16 protein-coding genes are annotated in these 18,537 nt (G+C 56.2%); 8 read left to right on the forward strand and 8 right to left on the reverse strand.

Features of this window, described 5'->3' with window-relative positions:
- Positions 1 to 101: 101 nt before the first annotated feature.
- Positions 102 to 359 (reverse strand): helix-turn-helix transcriptional regulator, encoded by a 258-nt coding sequence (locus ACZ3HG_RS08435; protein WP_191933703.1) that lies wholly within the window; start codon positions 357 to 359, stop codon positions 102 to 104.
- Positions 360 to 479: 120 nt separating this feature from the next.
- Between ACZ3HG_RS08435 and ACZ3HG_RS08440 the strand changes: the two genes are divergently transcribed.
- Positions 480 to 788, forward strand: coding sequence for a helix-turn-helix domain-containing protein (locus ACZ3HG_RS08440; protein WP_465332683.1), 309 nt, complete (start codon positions 480 to 482; stop codon positions 786 to 788).
- A gap of 148 nt (positions 789 to 936) precedes the next feature.
- Here the strand turns inward: ACZ3HG_RS08440 and ampH are convergent, their stop codons facing one another.
- Complete coding sequence (ampH, locus tag ACZ3HG_RS08445; protein ID WP_062744372.1) at positions 937 to 2,112, reverse strand: D-alanyl-D-alanine-carboxypeptidase/endopeptidase AmpH; 1,176 nt, start codon at positions 2,110 to 2,112, stop codon at positions 937 to 939.
- Between the two features lie 221 nt (positions 2,113 to 2,333).
- Positions 2,334 to 4,634, reverse strand: a complete 2,301-nt coding sequence (opgB, locus tag ACZ3HG_RS08450) for a phosphatidylglycerol--membrane-oligosaccharide glycerophosphotransferase (protein WP_465332684.1) — start codon at positions 4,632 to 4,634, stop codon at positions 2,334 to 2,336.
- A gap of 749 nt (positions 4,635 to 5,383) precedes the next feature.
- Here opgB and ACZ3HG_RS08455 point away from each other — a divergent pair.
- Positions 5,384 to 6,535: a porin gene (locus ACZ3HG_RS08455; protein WP_191933706.1), complete on the forward strand. Its 1,152-nt coding sequence runs from the start codon at positions 5,384 to 5,386 to the stop codon at positions 6,533 to 6,535.
- Positions 6,536 to 6,581: 46 nt separating this feature from the next.
- Here the strand turns inward: ACZ3HG_RS08455 and ACZ3HG_RS08460 are convergent, their stop codons facing one another.
- Positions 6,582 to 6,971, reverse strand: coding sequence for a tautomerase family protein (locus tag ACZ3HG_RS08460; protein ID WP_118665494.1), 390 nt, complete (start codon positions 6,969 to 6,971; stop codon positions 6,582 to 6,584).
- Positions 6,972 to 7,121: 150 nt separating this feature from the next.
- On the opposite strand from ACZ3HG_RS08460, the gene ACZ3HG_RS08465 reads away from it, so the two are divergent.
- From ACZ3HG_RS08465 to mug, 4 genes are all read left to right on the forward strand, one after another.
- On the forward strand, positions 7,122 to 8,042 hold the full coding sequence (locus tag ACZ3HG_RS08465; RefSeq protein ID WP_191936329.1) for a LysR substrate-binding domain-containing protein: 921 nt from the start codon (positions 7,122 to 7,124) through the stop codon (positions 8,040 to 8,042).
- A 123-nt stretch (positions 8,043 to 8,165) separates the two neighbouring features.
- Positions 8,166 to 9,710: a methyl-accepting chemotaxis protein gene (locus tag ACZ3HG_RS08470; RefSeq protein WP_465332685.1), complete on the forward strand. Its 1,545-nt coding sequence runs from the start codon at positions 8,166 to 8,168 to the stop codon at positions 9,708 to 9,710.
- A gap of 151 nt (positions 9,711 to 9,861) precedes the next feature.
- Positions 9,862 to 10,896, forward strand: coding sequence for a tartrate dehydrogenase (locus ACZ3HG_RS08475; RefSeq protein ID WP_191933709.1), 1,035 nt, complete (start codon positions 9,862 to 9,864; stop codon positions 10,894 to 10,896).
- A 52-nt stretch (positions 10,897 to 10,948) separates the two neighbouring features.
- Positions 10,949 to 11,467, forward strand: coding sequence for a G/U mismatch-specific DNA glycosylase (gene mug, locus ACZ3HG_RS08480; protein ID WP_191933710.1), 519 nt, complete (start codon positions 10,949 to 10,951; stop codon positions 11,465 to 11,467).
- Positions 11,468 to 11,524: 57 nt separating this feature from the next.
- Here the strand turns inward: mug and rpoD are convergent, their stop codons facing one another.
- The 3 genes from rpoD to rpsU all read right to left on the reverse strand — a co-directional run bounded on the left by rpoD (position 11,525) and on the right by rpsU (position 15,980).
- Complete coding sequence (gene rpoD, locus ACZ3HG_RS08485; protein ID WP_191933711.1) at positions 11,525 to 13,366, reverse strand: RNA polymerase sigma factor RpoD; 1,842 nt, start codon at positions 13,364 to 13,366, stop codon at positions 11,525 to 11,527.
- A 312-nt stretch (positions 13,367 to 13,678) separates the two neighbouring features.
- Positions 13,679 to 15,424 carry a DNA primase gene (gene dnaG, locus ACZ3HG_RS08490; protein WP_191933712.1) on the reverse strand — a complete coding sequence of 582 codons (1,746 nt, stop codon included), beginning with the start codon at positions 15,422 to 15,424 and terminating at the stop codon, positions 13,679 to 13,681.
- 340 nt (positions 15,425 to 15,764) lie between these two features.
- Complete coding sequence (gene rpsU / locus ACZ3HG_RS08495; RefSeq protein WP_001144069.1) at positions 15,765 to 15,980, reverse strand: 30S ribosomal protein S21; 216 nt, start codon at positions 15,978 to 15,980, stop codon at positions 15,765 to 15,767.
- 304 nt (positions 15,981 to 16,284) lie between these two features.
- Between rpsU and tsaD the strand changes: the two genes are divergently transcribed.
- Complete coding sequence (gene tsaD / locus ACZ3HG_RS08500; protein ID WP_191936328.1) at positions 16,285 to 17,298, forward strand: tRNA (adenosine(37)-N6)-threonylcarbamoyltransferase complex transferase subunit TsaD; 1,014 nt, start codon at positions 16,285 to 16,287, stop codon at positions 17,296 to 17,298.
- A gap of 12 nt (positions 17,299 to 17,310) precedes the next feature.
- On the opposite strand, the gene plsY is transcribed toward tsaD, so the two are convergent.
- Positions 17,311 to 17,931: a glycerol-3-phosphate 1-O-acyltransferase PlsY gene (gene plsY, locus ACZ3HG_RS08505; protein ID WP_191933714.1), complete on the reverse strand. Its 621-nt coding sequence runs from the start codon at positions 17,929 to 17,931 to the stop codon at positions 17,311 to 17,313.
- A 107-nt stretch (positions 17,932 to 18,038) separates the two neighbouring features.
- Here plsY and folB point away from each other — a divergent pair, with 107 nt between their 5' ends.
- Entirely contained in the window at positions 18,039 to 18,398 is a 360-nt protein-coding gene (gene folB, locus ACZ3HG_RS08510) for a bifunctional dihydroneopterin aldolase/7,8-dihydroneopterin epimerase (RefSeq protein ID WP_191933715.1), read from the forward strand.
- Positions 18,399 to 18,537: the final 139 nt, after the last annotated feature.

Here is an 18,537-nt window from a genome sequence, read left to right on the forward strand (position 1 = left end):
CCTATCAAACAACCGCAAATCGCTGGCGGAGTCAACATTGCCGCTTATGATAAAAAGGGTGGCGTTATAATCAGAGGTTGTAAGGCAGGGCGGGGCGGGAATTACGCTTTTTTGCTCTCAGCATGCCACAGGCAGATCTGAACGGCCAGCTCATCTTCCAGTGTATAGAAAAAGCAGGCGGGAACATCCAGCACTTCCGCCAGACGGCACACCAGTTCGAAGTCCGGGACATGGATACCACGCTCATATTGATTCATCCGTGCGCTGGCGGTCGCTTCGTCAATCCCCGCCAAGACCCCAAGCTTTTGTTGTGATATTCCTTTCTTCACCCGGGCTTCTTTTAAACGATGTGGCAGCATGTCGATCCTGATTTGTGAGCAATTAACAGGATTCTCTAAGCTGCCCGTGTAAAATGTACTAAGTATTACTTAGTATTGGGTTTGCACGATATCAGACCTGGAAAACAAGCAGAGGAAGGCATGAAGAAAAAAACTGATATGCACCCCGCCGATATTGTCGCGGCGATGAAAAAGCGACAAACCTCTCTGGCCGAGCTGTCACGCAGAGTGGGGTTAAGTTCCGGCACGCTGGCAAACGCCCTGAAAAGGCCCTGGCCAAAGGGGGAGTTTATTATTGCCGCCGCGCTGGGAATGCACCCTTCGGAGATTTGGCCCAGCCGCTATTTCGATAAGCGTGGCAAACTGCTGGCCCGCGAACAGCTGCTGCGGCGCACCCGCCAGCGCGAGACTGAACCGCAGGCCCCGGAGGGTGGGGAACGCACGGCCTGAGTGATCCCGGCGTGTCAGGGACAGATCGTATCGGACGGTTTATCAGCCAGCGCACGGCGGGCATACCGCCGCCTGGCTGTGTCGCCAGGAGCAGAAAGCCGACTCAGCCCCTGGCCTGCGGTGGTTGCCTGCCAGGGGAGGGGAAGGATCAGTTGGCCATAATGCTGGCGGCCAGCTGAGCACTGCCTGAGGTATTGCCGATCAGTTCGGTCAGCAGGTTATTCACGCCGTCGCTCATCGGTGTAAAGCGTGTCTCCGGTGAGCGGGCGACCACGATAAACACGCCGACGCTGTACTGCGGCACCATCGCCATATAGGTGATGAAGCCGCCACCGCCGCCGGTTTTTTCAATAATGCCCGGACGGCCGTCGCGCGGGGCCATATACACCCAGCCCATACCCAGCGCATCAGCGCGCCCGGGCACGTCCATCCCATCCACTTTGGTGAGCTGACTGCGCTGATAAATCATCGTCTGCAGACGGTCGGCCTGTGCGCTGCGGCTGTTAACGTCCGAGGCAAGGAACTGCTGCATCCAGCGGCCCATATCATCTGGCGTGGAGTAAACGCCGCCGCTGCCGATAGCGGCCAGCGAGTTATTGCACGGGCTTGGGCTTTTGGCCGGGATCATCAGGCGGCGACACTGGTCCGGTGAGGGCGTAAAGGTGGTGTCCTTCATGCCCAGCGGTCGGGTGACCAGCTCCTGTAACAGCGCGGGATAGGGTTTGCCCCCGGCGCGGGCCAGCGCATCGCCCAGCAGGTCAAACGCCAGATTGGAGTAGCCTGCGCGCTGTCCCGGTGCCCATTTCAGCTGGGCGCTGCGCAGCCAGTTCCAGCGCTGGCTGTTGGTCGGCCAGGTAAAGACCGCCCGGTTCGCTTTGCCTCCCGGCTGCTCGCGCGGCAGGGCGCTGGTGTGGGTCGCCAGGTTGATCAGGCGGATCGGCTGGCCGTTATACTCGGGTACGCGACTGCCCGGCGGGGCATATTTGCTCAGGGGGTCGTTCAGCTTCAGACGACCCTGCTCAGACAGTTTCACCATCACTTCGCTGGTCATCAGCTTGCTGAGGGAGGCGATGCGCACCAGGGAGTCTTTTTGCGGACGCTGCTGGCTTCCGGGGCGAACGGTGCCCCGGCTGACGAAAATGCGCTGATTGGCATCAATCGCCACCATCGCCATGCCGCTGGCCTTGGTGTTATAGAAGATGTTGTCGGCGTACCGTTCAACGGTCTGTGACGCCATCAGCGGGTCAGGCTTTGGCTGTGCCTGGCTTTGCAGTGGCAGTGCCAGTGCAGGGAGCAGCAGTAAAGCATAGAGCGGAGATTTCAACGGGCAGGCATCCCTGTAAAGTAAATAGATAACCACTTTATACTCGTCATACTTCGGGTGGCATGTGCGTTAACTGCGCTCGCTGATCCCCGTCACAGGGGTAGCCGTGCTGACGGGGATCGCCGGGCATGAGCACCTGACTGCAAGCCGAATTATTCAGAATACATAGTAGATTTTCTGATTTTAACTGCAAGTCTTTCCGGTGGAGAAAATGTGCCCCATCAGGGCTGCGGGGCGACCCGCAGGCTGACCAGACCCACGCCCAGTTTTCGGGCGGCAAAACCGTCCGTCAGTCCGAGGCTGGACTCCTCAGGCTCCGGCGGCACGATGATAATCGATCGCGCATGGCCGGGATTGCTCACCTGCAACGTCAGCGTGCTGTCCTGCTCGCCAAACGTCACCTGCTGCTGCCAGTCGCCGACCTTGATGGTCACCGGGCGCAGCGCATTGGGGCCATAGGCCCGGGCGGTCAGCGTCAGCGTAAAGTCGGCAGGCAGCGGTTCCAGGTACTGTACGGTCACCTGTGACAGCAGATTGGCATCTGACCAGCGTCCCCACGGTTCAACATAGGAGAGGCCGGACACCTTTTGCACCTGCTGCGGCAGGCCTGGCAGATTAAACAGCACCGTGTCAGAGCGGTACTTCAGGTCAGTATCGGCAATCTTCAGCCGCGTAACGCTGCGCTGATACTGTTCATCGTCCTGCGCGGCGCTGGTCTTCGGCGGGAAGACAATCTTCCCCGGTGTATTCCCCGGCTGGACCCGGGAAATGACCGGTGGGGCGTTCAGCGTGCCGTTAGCCACGCACAGTCCGTTATCCATCGCCAGCTTGTCATCCCACACGCTGCCTATTTTGTAGCAGCGGTCAATCCAGACAAACTTCTCGTCGGGCGCAAACTTCGCCAGCTGCTGCTTCAGCGGCGTGGCAAGCCAGGCGTCCAGCTTCGGTTCAATCTTACCCGGCGTCACGGACAGCAGCAGCGGCAGCTTAAAGTGGGAGCCGGAGAAGCTGAAGAGGTTTTTATCCGTATCAATTTTGTAGTCAGAGATGCTCTTCGGGAAGTTCCACAGCTGGATGACGTCGGGCTTCCACTCGGTGATCTTCTCTTTAATATTCAGATAGGTTGCAGAGAGCGAGGTGGAGGAGAGGCTGCTGCGGCCGAGGCCGATAAAATTATCGCCACCCATCGCATCGAGTACGGTAGCACCGTTATCCAGCGTGCTGCGCTTGACGTTGAGCACCCGGCTGCTGACATCATCGCCGCGCAGCATAAAGAACAGGTCGCGACGATCGTGCTGATTCAGGTATTTAAACGCCGTGTTGTTCATCGCCAGATGATCGGAGCTGACGACAATAATGGTGTTTTTAAAGTACGGCGTGGCGCGGATTTTTTCGATCAGCGCCGCAATATGCTCCTGACCGCACGCCACGGCGGCGAAAGATTTATTCTCTTTGCCTTCAAAGGGATAAGATTTGCGCTGGCAGCTGCGTGAAATAAACCCGTCGGGATGATGCGTGTCGACTGTCAGGGCAAACAGTGAAAACGGCTGATTCTTCTTCGCCAGCTCCAGATATTTCTCGAAGACCAGCTCCAGCACTGTATCGTCGTACCAGCCCCAGTCGTTACGATATTTAGGATCTTTCACGATGCTTTTCAGCTCGTTAAAGCCGTAGGCATGGTCAAAGCCGTGGGAGGAGAGGAACAGATCCTTACCGGCAAAGCTCAGGCTCGCCCCCTGGTAGAAGTAGTTCTGATAACCGGAGGACTTCAGAATATCGCCCAGGCAGATATTCTGCGGGTAGAAGGAGGAGAGTGAACTGGAAGCGTTGCCGTCAAATGGCGCAAACAGCGGAATACCACACTGCGACGCCACCATGCCGGCAATGGTGTATTCGGTGCCAGGAAGCTGCTCGGTGTTACTGAAGTCCACCGCATTGTTTTTGATCGCACTCAGCTCCGGGGCCAGCGTCGGGAAGGCCTTGTCGTCAAAATAGGTACGTTCCAGGCTCTCCGCATAGATATAGACCAGGTTTGGCCGATCGCCCCGCAAGGTTTTCCCCGGCACCTTGTAGTGGGCGTCAAAGTCCGAATCCCCTTTAGCGATCTGCGATTTAATCAGCGCCGCCACCTGCTGATAGGCTGGGGTGGTTTTGATCGAGGCCAGCGCCAGTATCAGTGCCAGGGCACTGTATAATTGACTGTAGTCGTGGCTTTTCCGCAGGCGTAATACCCAGGATAATAAAAGAAACAGCAGAAATAAACCTGTTATCAGCGCAGCGGCTGGCAGAATATACTTTTGCAGTCCGGCACCGCTCAGGCTGCTGGTAATGGTATAAATCACCGCATCATTAATTCCTTCGCCGGTAAAATAGTTACTCGCCAGCAGCGAAGCATTGAGGATGATATAGATGCCCAGCAACAGCAGCACGGCAATAAACCACAGCTTATGACGCCCTGCCTTCCATGTGTACAGTGACGCTGAAGCGATAAAAAACAGTAACGAAACCCATTCTGAAACCATTAGATCGATCTTACCCTGTCTGTGACGCAATCCCTGTCAGGTGTCTGCGAGGTGAAAATAAGGAATGTAATCAGGTAACTTAACGCAGCAAATTATCCCTGGCAACATTCAGAGGCGACAGAGAAAAGTGAGACAGGGGCGATCTGCTTCATCGCCGTTTAATCTTTGTTTAGATTGGCGGGCTGAAAGCGGCCTGGCCGCGCGGTCATTGACGCGGGCCGACAGCCGGAAACCCGCATGACGGGCGGCGTGGCCGCAGGAGCTGGCGGGATCGGCAGGCCAGGCTCACTGCCGGGGGGATGAAAAAAACCATGTGGCAAGTAAACTGCGCTAATGTATTTTACTGCGCCAGAATAATGCTGAAATTCAGATTTGGCTCACACAAAGGGGCGGGTGGAAATCGGGGGCCCATCAGGATGAAAGCGACGGGATCGTTCATGCCGCCAGCACGTGCAGTATAAAGAGTGAAAAATGCGCTATATTGACTTTATCAGGCTGCCTAAAAAGAGCCTTATCCCTGCCCCGCGTTGCCCGCTGTCAATCAGATGTGTCCGGCACTTTTTTATAAAACCCACAAAATAAAGCACAATATGATTAATAGTGTAAATAAATACATTCATTGAAATATTTACTTAATCTATTTTGGCAATAAACAGCACAAAACCTTATCCCCATAACGCCTTTTTTAGCGACGTTCAGGATACTATTTTTCCTGCTATTTATTTGACTATATTACGCAGGGATTCTAAATGTTAACAAAAATGCGCGTTTTAACTCAGGCCATTGGCCTGGGGCTGATTATTGGCAGTACTTCGTTTGCTGCCCAGGCTGAAATTACCCTGTTAAAACAGGATCCTCAGGCGGGTGATCCGTTAAGCCGCCTGAACTTTACCGTGGGCGGGAGTATTCGCCCTCAGTTCAATAATATGACCGGCGACGGGGATAAAGGTTCCTACAAACGTAATGGTTTTGATGGCGGTACCCGTTTCCGCTTTGCCGCAGACTATTATCTTTTTGATGATATTAGCTGGATCAGTTATTACGAACTGGGTGTGAATATCCCGGCGGTATTTAGCTGGGATAATCATCATGCAGACGGGGCAAATAACACCTCCCGCCGTATGTTATATACCGGTCTGAAAAGTAATACCTGGGGGCAGCTGACCTTCGGCCAGCAGAACAGCGTGTATTATGACGTGGTGGGAGCGAAAACCGATATCTGGGATTATGACATGCTTGGCCAGGCTCCGGGTAACGGCATCAACGGTGATTACGACGGCTCCTACCGTGGCCGCAAAATGCTGAAATATAAAAATACCTTCGGCGACGCGGATGTTTACGCGTCTTACCTGTTCTCTGACGGCGAGTATTTACCGGGCAACGGCCTGCGCTACAAGCGTCAGGGCGGCGGGTCTCTGGGTGTGGATTACCACATCACCAAAGACCTGACGTGGGGCACCGCGTGGAACTATACCCGCGCTGAGATGCGCAACCCGGGTAACGGCGATGACAAAACCTACGATCAGAATATCGTGGGGACGGCGTTAAGCTGGAAACCGGATAACTGGACCTTCACCGTCGGGGGCGGCTGGTACGATAACTTCCTCACCACCAAAAAAGTGGATGTGGATAACTACTTCTCCGGGAATGCCTGGGGGGTGGAATACCTGGCGGGCTATACCGTGCCGGTCGGCGCTTATGGCCTGACCTCCGTCATGCCTTACGTGATGGGCGACCGTATGCAGTATGTAACCGGGCGTGATTACCAGCGTATCGATAACGGTGTGGGCGTCACCCTGAAGCTGGACTACGGTTTCCGTGTGGATTACGAACACGTGTTTACCTCCAGCACCGACGACCTGGGCGATATGAATCTGGTGCGTCTGCGCTACGATTTCTGATCACCAACGAACGACTCCCCGGCAGGCTGCCGGGGAGTCACTCGTTTTACAGCTCGCCGGTCAGGTACTGTGCCACGCCGTTGCCAAAGCTCCAGTCGCCCTTATCGTTGGTGATAAAGGTGATCATCACGTCTGACGGCAGAATGCCGCAGCTCTCCTTCAGTTCCCGACACAGTTCGGCCATAAAAAACTGCTTCTGCTCGCTGCTGCGCGGGCTGGTAAACACCCGCACCATCACCAGGTTATCGCTACGCTGTAGTCCGAGGCCGGTATCTTCAAACACCATCTGATAGCCTTTGTTTTCGTGAACAATCTGATAGCGATCGCGCTCGGGGACGTTAAACGCCGCCAGAACCGCACGGTGTGCCGCATCCAGCAGTGTTTTCAGCTCTGACTCGGAACGACCCTGAATGACATCAAACTGAAGTAGTGGCATGGAAACCTCGGCGTTGTGGGTGAATAACAGGATTTAACCGGATGCGACGGCGTAAGGGCTGACGCGATCTCAGGGGGCCAATTTACCCATAATCCGCGCCGGGGAAAAGCGCTATACTTGAATTGATTATTTACTATAGTGAACAATGCCATGAAAGAACTGAAAACGGATGCGCTGTGGACTCATCTGCACTGGCTGACGGTGCTGGCGGAGCAGGGGACCTTTACCGCCGCGGCAGAACGGCTGGAGGTGAGCAAGGCCGCGATGTCGGTGAAGATCAAAGAGCTGGAACAGCTGGCCGGGGTACCGCTGGTGACGCGCACCACGCGCAGCGTTCGTCTGACCAGCGCGGGTGAAAAGCTGGTAGACGACCTGCGCGCGCCGTTTGCGCAGATTGAACAGAGCTTCTTCGGCGTGCGGGATTCTGCCGGTCCGTTACGCGGGCTGGTGCGCGTGACTGCGCCGGTAGCCTTTGCCCGCCAGCAGCTGGTGCCGCATATGACCGCTTTCCTGCGTGAGCATCCCCAGGTGCGCATTCAGCTCGAAGTGTCTGACCGTCTGGTGTCACTGGCCAGCGAAGGTTTTGACCTGGCCATTCGCCACAGCAACAGCCTGCCGGAGACACACGTCGCCCTGCCGCTGTGCCGCACCCACGCGGTCGTCGTCGCCTCCCCGGCGTATCTGGCCCGCTATGGTCATCCGTCCCGCCCGCAGGCGCTGAGTGAGCATCAGTGCCTCTATTATCCCCGCGGGGTGGAGACGCCCCGCTGGCGCTTCCAGCCGCTGGCCGGCGGCGAATCCGTGACGGTGAACGTCAGCGGCCCTTTTGCCACCAATAACAGCGAGTCGATCCGCGATGCCGCGATGGAGGGGCTGGGTATTGCGCTACTGCCGGACTTCAGTGCCCAGGCGGCGCTCAGGGAGGGCGCGTTAGTGCAGTTACTGCCGCAGTGGCAGACGGTGGGGGCATTTGCCGACACGCTGTACGTGGTGCGCCCGTGGTCTGCTCAGGTTCCGCGTGCCGTCAGCGCGTTCATTCACTGGCTGCGTGAAGCCTTTGCCAGCGGCTGAACGGTGCAGTCGCTGTGCGCTGACGCACAGATTATATAAAATTTGTTAAAGCTTTCGTCACACCCTGCCGACAACACCTGCTTAATTCCTGCAATTTCCCTACATTCATAACAAGGTCGTTATATGCATACCCACCCGCCTGTGACTCAGCAGGAGTATCCGCTCGATGATGATACGACCCTGATGACCACCACCGATGCCCGTAGCTACATTACCTACGCCAACAGCGCGTTTATTGAGGTAAGCGGCTACGATCGCAGTGAGATCGACGGCCAGCCGCATAATCTGGTCCGCCATCCTGATATGCCCGCAGCCGCCTTTGTCGATATGTGGGCCACGCTGAACCAGGGACTGCCGTGGACCGGACTGGTGAAAAACCGCCGTAAAAACGGTGACCACTACTGGGTTCGTGCCAATGTTGTGCCGGTGATCCGTAACGGTGAAATCCAGGGGCATATGTCAGTGCGCATCAAGCCTACGGCGGAGGAGGTGCAGGGGGCAGAAGCCCTGTATCAGAAGATGAATCAGGGCAAGATGAAGGGCTGGCGTCTGCACCGGGGCCTGCTGCTGCGCAGCGGCTGGCTGAGGGGACTAAGCCTGCTGAAAACCATGCCGCTGCGCTGGCGTCTGCACAGCGCGGTGCTGGCCCTGTGGCTACCGCTGGTGGCCGCTGCCGCAGCGGCAGGCCTGGCGGGGGTCCCGCTGGGCGGCTTTACGCTATTTTCTGCGCTGATAGCGCTGCTGGTGGATCTCTGGCTGCAACGCCAGATTGCCCGGCCGATGGCGGCCGTGTGTCGCCAGGCGCTGAATGTTGCCACCGGAGCCAATCCGCATGTTGAGCATATGGACCGGGTGGATGAGATCGGCACGACGCTGCGCGCGGTGGGTCAGCTGGGCCTGATGTTCCGCTGGCTGCTGAATGACGTCAGCGACCAGGTGTTGGACGTCCACCGGGCCAGTGACGAACTGGCGCGCGGCAACGATAAGATCAGCAGCCATACTGAACAGACGGCCGCCAGCGTGCAGCAGACCGCCAGCACCATGAACCAGATGACCAGTACGGTGCAGCGCAACGGTGAAAGCACTGAGCAGGCCAACCAGTTCTCGCGCACTGCCAGCAGTGCCGCCGTCAAAGGCGGTGAAGTGATGCAAAACGTGGTGGTGACAATGGATGAAATTGCCGACAGCTCCCGCAAAATCGCTACCATTACCGGCCTGATCGACAGTATTGCCTTCCAGACGAATATCCTGGCGCTGAACGCCGCGGTGGAAGCGGCACGCGCTGGCGAACAGGGTAAAGGGTTTGCCGTGGTGGCTGGCGAGGTCCGTAACCTGGCGCAGCGCAGCGCGGGTGCAGCCAGTGAGATCCGTCAGCTGATTGCGGCCAGTAATCTGAAGGTGCAGTCCGGGGCCGGGCAGGTCCATGAGGCAGGCAAAGCCATCGGGGATATTGTGGAGAAAGTGCAGAACGTGACCGAGCTGCTGCAGCAGATCAGCGTGGCGACCGCCGAGCAGGGGGCGGGCCTGGGCGAAGTGGGTCAGGCGGTGGAGGCGCTGGATCGTCTCACGCATGATAACAGCGCACTGGTCAGCGAGGGAGCGCTGGCGGCGCAGCGGATGAAACATCAGGCAGAGCGCCTGGTCGAAGCGGTCAGCGTCTTCCGCTGACCACGGCCGGCGCAGGCGCGGGTTCCTGCCGGCTGCTCCGTCGGCGTATTCGGCAGCTTATGCCGCTGCGCCACATGAAAAAAGCAGCACAAATGCGTCACCTGGGCGAAGATGTCATTCTGATGGTTATCTTATTAATCGAAGGAGTGTCATGAAAAGCTATCAAATAGCCCTGATCCCCGGTGACGGCATCGGCGTGGACGTGACGAAAGCCGCATGGCAGGTGCTGGAGCACAGTGCCGGTCGCTTTGGTTTTGCCCTGAGCGGTGAGACGTTCCCGTGGTCCTGTGAGTATTATCTGCAGCACGGAGAAATGATGCCTGAAGACGGCATCCGTACCCTGAGCCAGTTTGATGCTGTGCTGCTGGGAGCCGTCGGCTGGCCCGAAAAGGTGCCGGATAACGTGTCGCTGCACGGCCTGCTGCTGCCGATCCGCAAGCAGTTTGACCTGTATGCCAACGTGCGCCCCCACCGCCTGCTGGCAGGGGTGGAGGGGCCGCTGCGTAAAAGTGAGTTTGATATTCTCTGCATTCGTGAAAACACCGAAGGCGAGTACAGCGGTGCCGGCGGGCGCATTCATCAGGGCACTCCGGCCGAGGTGGCGGTCGAAACGTCGATTTTCACCCGGCGCGGTGTGGAGCGCATTCTGCGGTACGGCTTTGAGATGGCGCAGCAGCGCAGTAAGCGGCTGGCGTCGGTGACCAAATCGAACGCGCAGAAGTACACCATGGTGATGTGGGACGAGGTCACCGAAGAGGTTGCTCGTGACTACCCGGATGTGACGGTTAATCGCTACCATATTGACGCTATTGCGGCGCGCATGGTGATGAACCCGGAAACCCTGGACGTGATCGTCGCCTCCAACCTGTTTGGCGATATCCTCACCGATCTCGGCGCGGCCATTCAGGGCGGCCTGGGCTATGCCGCTTCTGCTAACCTCAATCCCGATCCGTCAGTCCCTTCCATGTTCGAGCCGGTGCACGGTTCCGCGCCGGATATTGCCGGACAGGGCATTGCCAATCCGATTGCCGCCATCTGGTCGGCGGCAATGATGCTGCAGCATCTGGGCGAGACGGATGCGGCGGGAGCCATTCTTCGCGCGGTGGAAACGGTGACGGTGCAGCATCAGCCGGATCGCGGGATGAAAACGGAAGAGATTACCGCAGCGGTCATCGCTGCGTTATGATTGTTCAACGGGCTCCCGTACCGGGGGCCTGCTGTCAGGGAGACCTCCGATCGTGGAAGCGCACGGCATCACCGATATTATTCAGCCCGGCCTGCGTGTGCTGTTCTGCGGCATCAACCCGGGCAAGTCCTCTGCCCATACCGGGTATCATTTTGCCCATCCCGGCAATCGCTTCTGGAAAACCCTTTTTCAGGCCAGGTTCACCTGGACGCAGCTCCGCCCGGAGCAGGAACAGCAACTGCTGGAGACCGGCTGTGGCATCACCATGCTGGTTGAGCGGCCCACGGTGGTCGCCACCGAACTGGCCGGTAGTGAGCTGCGCAGCGGCGGGCAGGCGCTGATGGAAAAGATTGAGCGCTACCAGCCTGCCGCACTGGCGGTGCTGGGCAAACAGGCCTATCAGCAGGCGTTCCGTCGCAGCAAGGTTGAGTGGGGCAGGCAGCCGCTGACGATGGGGAATACGGAAATCTGGGTGCTGCCTAATCCGAGCGGATTGAACCGGGCGTCACAGGATGCGCTGACGGCAGCCTATGCGGAGCTGGATCTGGCGCTCAAGGCGCGGGGAATATAGTTTTTCATTAAAAAAAATGGCCCCTCATTGAGGAGCCATCTTATCGCGCCGATCCGATTAATCGTCGAGGAAGCTGCGCAGCACTTCAGAGCGGCTAGGGTGACGCAGCTTACGCAGCGCTTTCGCCTCAATCTGACGAATACGCTCACGCGTTACGTCGAACTGTTTGCCCACTTCTTCCAGCGTGTGGTCGGTATTCATATCGATACCGAAACGCATACGCAGTACTTTGGCTTCACGCGCGGTCAGACCGGCCAGCACGTCGTGCGTGGCAGAACGCAGGCTTTCTGACGTGGCAGAGTCCAGCGGCAGCTCCAGCGTGGTGTCTTCGATAAAATCACCCAGATGTGAATCTTCATCATCACCAATCGGCGTCTCCATAGAGATAGGCTCTTTAGCAATTTTCAGCACCTTGCGGATTTTATCTTCCGGCATCAGCATACGCTCCGCCAGCTCTTCCGGCGTCGGCTCACGGCCCATCTCCTGCAGCATCTGGCGCGAAATACGGTTGAGCTTGTTAATTGTCTCAATCATATGCACCGGAATACGGATGGTACGCGCCTGGTCAGCGATCGAACGGGTGATCGCCTGACGGATCCACCAGGTGGCATAAGTTGAGAACTTATACCCACGGCGATATTCAAACTTATCCACTGCTTTCATCAGACCGATGTTACCTTCCTGAATCAGATCCAGGAATTGCAGACCACGGTTGGTGTACTTCTTGGCGATAGAGATAACCAGACGCAGGTTAGCCTCAACCATCTCTTTCTTCGCACGGCGCGCTTTCGCTTCGCCGATCGACATACGACGGTTAATGTCTTTTACCTGTTCAATCGTGAGGCCAGTTTCCGTTTCGATCTGCTGTAGCTTCATCAGACTACGGTGTACGTCATCTGACACATCGTTCAGCTTCTCTGACCACGGCTTATTCATTGCCAGTGCCGCTTTGAACCAGGTTTCGCTGGTTTCATTGCCGGTGAACAGGGTAATGAAGTTCTTCTTCGGCATCTTACAGATTTCTACGCACAGCTTGAGGATCAGGCGTTCCTGAGTACGGACGCGATCCATCATGGTGCGCATGCTGTTGACCAGGAAGTCGAACTGCTTCGGCACCAGGCGGAACTGCTTGAACACGTCGGACAGATTCTGAATCTCAGCAATAGCATCAGCGTGGCTGCGGCTTTTCGCTTTAATGACGGTGCGGGTGGTTTCGTACTGTACGCGCAGGTCATTGAATTTCTCACGCGCCAGTTCCGGGTCGATGCTGTTGTCATCGTCCGAACTGTCGTCGTCAGACTCTTCGTCTTCTTCTTCGTCATCACGCTCTTCAGCGGAAAGTTCAGAACCCACGTGAGTCGCAGTAGGGGCGATCTCTGCTTCGGCATTCGGGTCGACAAAACCGGTGATCAGATCGGACAGGCGCGCGTCGCCCGCTTCAACACGGTCGTACTGCTCAAGCAGGTAAGTAATCGCTTCAGGGTATTCAGCAACGGAACACTGTACCTGGTTGATACCCTCTTCGATGCGTTTGGCAATATCGATCTCGCCTTCACGCGTCAGCAGTTCAACCGTCCCCATTTCACGCATGTACATGCGCACCGGGTCGGTGGTACGTCCGATTTCAGATTCTACGCTGGATAATACCTGAGCAGCCGCTTCGGCAGCGTCTTCATCCGTGTCGTTATTGTTCTCATTCAGCATCAGATCATCGGCATCAGGCGCTTCTTCTACAACCTGAATGCCCATGTCGTTGATCATCTGAATGATGTCTTCAATCTGATCGGAGTCGACGATATCTTCCGGCAGATGGTCATTGACCTCGGCATAGGTCAGATAGCCTTGCTCCTTACCACGGGTGACAAGTAGCTTAAGCTGTGACTGCGGGTTTTGCTCCATAAGACGGTATCCACACTTCTGTTAAATTAGATTGGTGTCGGGTCGGCTAACATGCCAACAATAACAGTGAGGGCGTTTGGATTATTGCCGCTGCCCGTCATGGCGGCCGTCAGGGTCTACCTGACTCGAATTCGGCACTTAAGCCGCTTTGATCGTTGTCGAGGCTATCGCACTTGCCATTTTGAACCCCGGCTGTGCTCGCAGTCCTCACGTACTTCAGTACGCTCCGGGTGCTGCGCGCAGGTGGTGTCCAAACTGACTGCGCCGATAACGTCTCTAAATTTTGTGTAATAAGGTCAAAACCTTATTTATTTACTGTTTCTTCAGCGCCTGGCTCAGCGTCCAGAACTCGCGACGCTCTTCTGCGCTCAGGACGTGCGTGCGGTCGCGGGCGATCAAATCTTCAAGCCTGCGTTCCAGCGCGTTGTCATACATACTGCCCAGCGCATCCTTAAACATGGTTTCCACTTCGTCATCTACGATCATGTGGTTCCATGTTGCCAGGGTTTCAAGGCTCTGGCTAAATTTTGTTCCGCGATATAATTCTAGTAGCTGTCCGGTGGTCAGGCCAGGTTGTGCTGCGCAAGTGCTTACTAACTCAACGAACAGCGGAAAACCCGGCAATTCTGACTGCTCCAGCCCTTCCAGAGAGGGCACCATCATCGCCAGCTGCGGATTCTGTATCAACAGCCCAATAAGTATACGCATGGTTGTGCGTTTTAGCTGAGGCTGCGCGGGCGGTTTCGCATTTTCCGCTTGCTTCGGCATCAGCTTTTCCAGCTGGCTGTCATCAAGAATGCCCAGCTTATTACCCAGTTCCTGCCGCAGGTAGATGCGCAATGTCTCACCCGGCACCTGACTGATTAACGGCAGCGCCAGCGTACTGAGCTGCGCCCGTCCATCCGGGGAGCGCAAATCCACCTGAGGCATCAGGGTGTCGAACAAAAACGTGGAGAGCGGCATTGCCTGCTCCATCCGCGTTTCAAATGCCTCTTTCCCCTCTTTACGCACCAGCGTATCCGGGTCTTCACCGTCGGGCAGAAACATAAAGCGTAGCTGACGACCGTCATTCATGTAAGGTAACGCGGTTTCCAGCGCCCGCCATGCGGCCTCGCGGCCTGCACGGTCGCCGTCATAACAGCAGATCACCGTATTGGTCGAGCGGAACAGCAGCTGGATATGCTCTGCCGTGGTGGAAGTACCGAGGGAAGCCACCGCATAATCCACGCCAAACTGAGCCAGCGCCACCACATCCATGTAGCCTTCGACCACCAGCAGTTTGGTGGGTTCCGGATAGTTTTTTAGTGCTTCATACAGGCCGTATAGCTGGCGACCTTTGTGAAAAATATCGGTTTCCGGTGAGTTAAGGTATTTTGGCATTGCGTCACCCAGCACGCGGCCACCAAAACCAATCACCCGCCCACGCTTGTCGTGGATAGGGAACATCACCCGTTCGCGGAAGCGATCGTAACTGCGGCCCTGCTCGTTGGTGACGAGCATCCCGGCATCGATCAGTGACTGGCGGTCATCGGGATTACGGCCAAAACGTTTGAGCGCATTATCCCAGCCTGCCGGGGCGAAACCGATAGAGAAATGTTTTATTACGTCGTCGCTCAGCCCACGCTGAGACAGATAGTCGCGCGCGGCAGATGACGTGCTTTGTGTCAGCGACTGCTGATAAAATTCACTCAGCCCCGTCATTAGCTGATACAGGCTCTGACGCTGATGACGTTCGAGCTGGCTGGGGCCGCTGCCGCTTTCGTACGGCACTTCCAGCCCGTAAAGCGTGGCCAGCTCTTCAATGCTTTCCACAAACTCCAGCCGATCGTAGTTCATCAGGAAGTCGATGGCGTTGCCGTGCGCACCGCAGCCAAAGCAGTGATAAAACTGTTTTTCACCGTTAACGGTAAAAGAGGGCGTTTTTTCATTATGGAAAGGACAGCATGCGTGGTAATTCTTGCCCTGCTTTTTCAGCTTTACCCGGGCATCAATAAGATCCACGATATCCGTGCGCGCAAGTAGGTCATTGATAAATACGCGTGGAATGCGTCCAGCCATAAATCCCCTTCATCTTTCTGCGTCTGGCTGCGTTGGCTGCTGTCATTCACCCCGGTCACTGACTGATGTCAGCTCCCGGGGATTCATGCCATTGCCGCCTTGCCAGACACCGAAATCTATTGGGGATAATTCCCTTCATCTTTCTGCGTCTGGCTGCGTTGGCGGTTTTTCAGCGCCTGGCTGTATTGACGTTTATGAACCAAAACAGTGTGTTACAGGGAATTCCGCTGTAGGGTCTATTTTTGGTTCATAAACGACAACAAGCCGCGCATTCCTTTCGGAAGCACGGCCTGAATACTACTAACTTGTCTGTGAAGCGTGAGGGTGACCCCTCAGGATATTAGTACAGACGAGTGCGGCGTGCGTTTTCGCGAGCCAGTTTCTTCGCGTGGCGTTTTACTGCAGACGCTTTAGCGCGCTTACGTTCGGTAGTAGGTTTTTCATAAAACTCACGACGACGAACTTCAGCCAGAACGCCTGCTTTCTCACAAGAACGCTTGAAGCGACGCAGTGCAACGTCGAATGGCTCGTTTTCACGTACTTTAATTACCGGCATGTAACTCTCACCTCGATAAATTCGGTTTTGCTGCTGACATCGGTGCCAGCTCATTTCAAAATGGTGCGGAATTTTACTCCAACACAGGCTTCGTTGTAAAGCACCATAGCATTAAGTAACCAACAGATACGCCTGTGCGGCTGCCGGTTTTTTTCAGGGGACTGATTATACACGAATCCTCCTGGCCTGGTGCGAAAAAAAACACCTTATTGCTCAATGCGTAATCGCGCGACAGGTAAATTACCGGGGCGGATATGCGCCTTCATGCTACACTGCGCGCCGCAAGAATGAGGTAAAAAAAGCCATGCGTGTTCTCGGAATTGAAACATCCTGCGATGAAACCGGTATTGCCATTTACGACGATGCTGCCGGTTTGCTCGCCAATCAACTTTACAGCCAGGTCAAACTCCATGCCGATTACGGTGGCGTGGTGCCGGAACTGGCCTCGCGCGATCACGTGCGGAAAACCGTGCCGTTGATCCAGGCGGCGCTTCAGGAAGCCGGACTGCAGGCGAAAGATATTGACGCTGTCGCCTATACTGCCGGTCCTGGCCTGGTGGGTGCTCTGCTGGTCGGGGCGACCATTGGCCGCTCGCTGGCGTTTGCCTGGGATGTGCCGGCCATCGCCGTGCATCATATGGAAGGCCACCTGCTGGCACCCATGCTGGAAGAGAATCCACCGGCTTTTCCATTCGTTGCTCTGCTGGTGTCCGGTGGGCACACGCAGCTTATCAGCGTTACCGGTGTGGGGGAATACACTCTGCTGGGTGAGTCGGTAGATGATGCGGCTGGTGAAGCGTTCGATAAAACGGCCAAGCTGCTGGGGCTGGACTATCCCGGCGGCCCCATGCTGTCAAAAATGGCACAGCAGGGGGTAGAAAAACGCTTTGTCTTCCCGCGACCGATGACCGACCGTCCGGGGCTGGATTTCAGCTTCTCAGGCCTGAAGACCTTTGCCGCAAATACCATTCGCGATAACGACGACAGCGATCAGACCCGCGCTGATATTGCGCGGGCGTTTGAAGATGCGGTGGTGGATACACTGGCTATTAAATGCCGGCGTGCGCTCGATCAGAGCGGTTTCAAACGTCTGGTGATTGCCGGAGGCGTCAGCGCGAACCGCACGCTGCGCAGCAAGCTGGCGGAGATGATGCAGAAGCGCGGCGGGGAAGTGTTCTATGCCCGTCCTGAGTTCTGTACTGACAATGGCGCGATGATCGCCTATGCCGGAATGGTGCGGTTGAAAGGTGATACCCCCGCCGGACTCAGCGTGACGGTTCGCCCGCGCTGGCCGCTGTCTGAACTGCCGGCGATTTAATCCTCCACGGGGTCAGGACTTTTCCGGCCCCTGCGTTTTCTTCTTTTTCTTCTTCCAGATCTTATTTTCCTGCCCGCGCCACAGGCGCTGAATATTGTCATGATGACGTAACAGGATCAGGCAGGAGAGCATCGCAACCGGGAAGGTAAACTGCGGTTTAAACCACCAGACGTAGAAGGGCGCAATCAGCGCGCTGACAATCGCCCCCAGCGATGAATACCCGCTCAACAGTACAGTCAGCAGCCAGGTACCGGTCATCAGGCCAGTCAGATCCCAGCCGATCGGTGCGATCGCCCCAAAGGCTGTCGCCACCCCTTTACCGCCTTTGAAGTGGAAGAACACCGGATAAATATGGCCAAGGCAGGCGGCAATGGCGGTCAGACCCAGATACAACGGCGTGAGGCCGAGGTGATAGGCCAGCCACACCGGCAGCATCCCTTTGCATACGTCAAACACCAGTACCGTAATGGCCGCACCTTTGCCACCGAGGCGCAGCACGTTGGTGGCTCCGGGATTACCCGATCCGTTGTGGCGTGGGTCTGGCAATCCGAACAGTCGGCAGACCAGAATCGCACTGGAGACAGAGCCACACAGATAAGCGAAAATGATCATGCCAAGCGCGAATACACTCATAACACCGTTCCGTCTTGTTGGGGTCGTCTTAAAGTCAGCATCTGTGGATAATACGCATAAACCGCCGGCGATGGTATCCGGCAACCACAAAAACAGAGAGACATAACATGGATATCGTATTTATTGATCAACTGTCGGTTATCACCACCATTGGCGTTTACGACTGGGAACAAACGATTCAGCAGAAGCTGGTGTTCGATGTCGAAATGGCCTGGGATAACCGCAAGGCCGCTGCCAGTGATGATGTTAACGACTGCCTCAGCTATGCTGATGTATCAGAAGCCATTATTCACCATGTCGCTCAGGGTAAGTTTGCCCTGGTCGAGCGCGTGGCAGAAGAAATTGCTACGCTGCTGCTGACCCGTTTCGCTTCGCCGTGGGTGCGAATTAAAGTCAGTAAACCCGGGGCTGTCGCCCAGGCGTTGCAGGTCGGTGTCATCATTGAACGCGGGACTAATCCGAAATAATTCCATTTTGATTGCCATCACAATGAAACCAAACCACATTATGCTCTGTCTTAAGGTTGCCCTGATGATGTCAGGGCACAATGGGCGGGAGCGTTAAGCGACCGCCTTTTTAATGGTTTTAACAGGGTTAGGGGCAGAT

This window comes from Erwinia sp. PME.40.26/001 (assembly GCF_055556675.1).

Excerpts from the sequence above, each read along its gene's own strand:
- folB (WP_191933715.1), top strand. The coding sequence starts at position 18,039 with ATGGATATCGTATTTATTGATCAACTGTCGGTTATCACCACCATTGGC.
- ACZ3HG_RS08435 (WP_191933703.1), bottom strand. The coding sequence starts at position 359 with ATGCTGCCACATCGTTTAAAAGAAGCCCGGGTGAAGAAAGGAATATCA.
- plsY (WP_191933714.1), bottom strand. The coding sequence starts at position 17,931 with ATGAGTGTATTCGCGCTTGGCATGATCATTTTCGCTTATCTGTGTGGC.
- ACZ3HG_RS08465 (WP_191936329.1), top strand. The coding sequence starts at position 7,122 with ATGAAAGAACTGAAAACGGATGCGCTGTGGACTCATCTGCACTGGCTG.
- ACZ3HG_RS08460 (WP_118665494.1), bottom strand. The coding sequence starts at position 6,971 with ATGCCACTACTTCAGTTTGATGTCATTCAGGGTCGTTCCGAGTCAGAG.
- ACZ3HG_RS08470 (WP_465332685.1), top strand. The coding sequence starts at position 8,166 with ATGCATACCCACCCGCCTGTGACTCAGCAGGAGTATCCGCTCGATGAT.
- ACZ3HG_RS08440 (WP_465332683.1), top strand. The coding sequence starts at position 480 with ATGAAGAAAAAAACTGATATGCACCCCGCCGATATTGTCGCGGCGATG.
- rpoD (WP_191933711.1), bottom strand. The coding sequence starts at position 13,366 with ATGGAGCAAAACCCGCAGTCACAGCTTAAGCTACTTGTCACCCGTGGT.
- rpsU (WP_001144069.1), bottom strand. The coding sequence starts at position 15,980 with ATGCCGGTAATTAAAGTACGTGAAAACGAGCCATTCGACGTTGCACTG.
- tsaD (WP_191936328.1), top strand. The coding sequence starts at position 16,285 with ATGCGTGTTCTCGGAATTGAAACATCCTGCGATGAAACCGGTATTGCC.
- ACZ3HG_RS08455 (WP_191933706.1), top strand. The coding sequence starts at position 5,384 with ATGTTAACAAAAATGCGCGTTTTAACTCAGGCCATTGGCCTGGGGCTG.
- dnaG (WP_191933712.1), bottom strand. The coding sequence starts at position 15,424 with ATGGCTGGACGCATTCCACGCGTATTTATCAATGACCTACTTGCGCGC.
- ACZ3HG_RS08475 (WP_191933709.1), top strand. The coding sequence starts at position 9,862 with ATGAAAAGCTATCAAATAGCCCTGATCCCCGGTGACGGCATCGGCGTG.
- opgB (WP_465332684.1), bottom strand. The coding sequence starts at position 4,634 with ATGGTTTCAGAATGGGTTTCGTTACTGTTTTTTATCGCTTCAGCGTCA.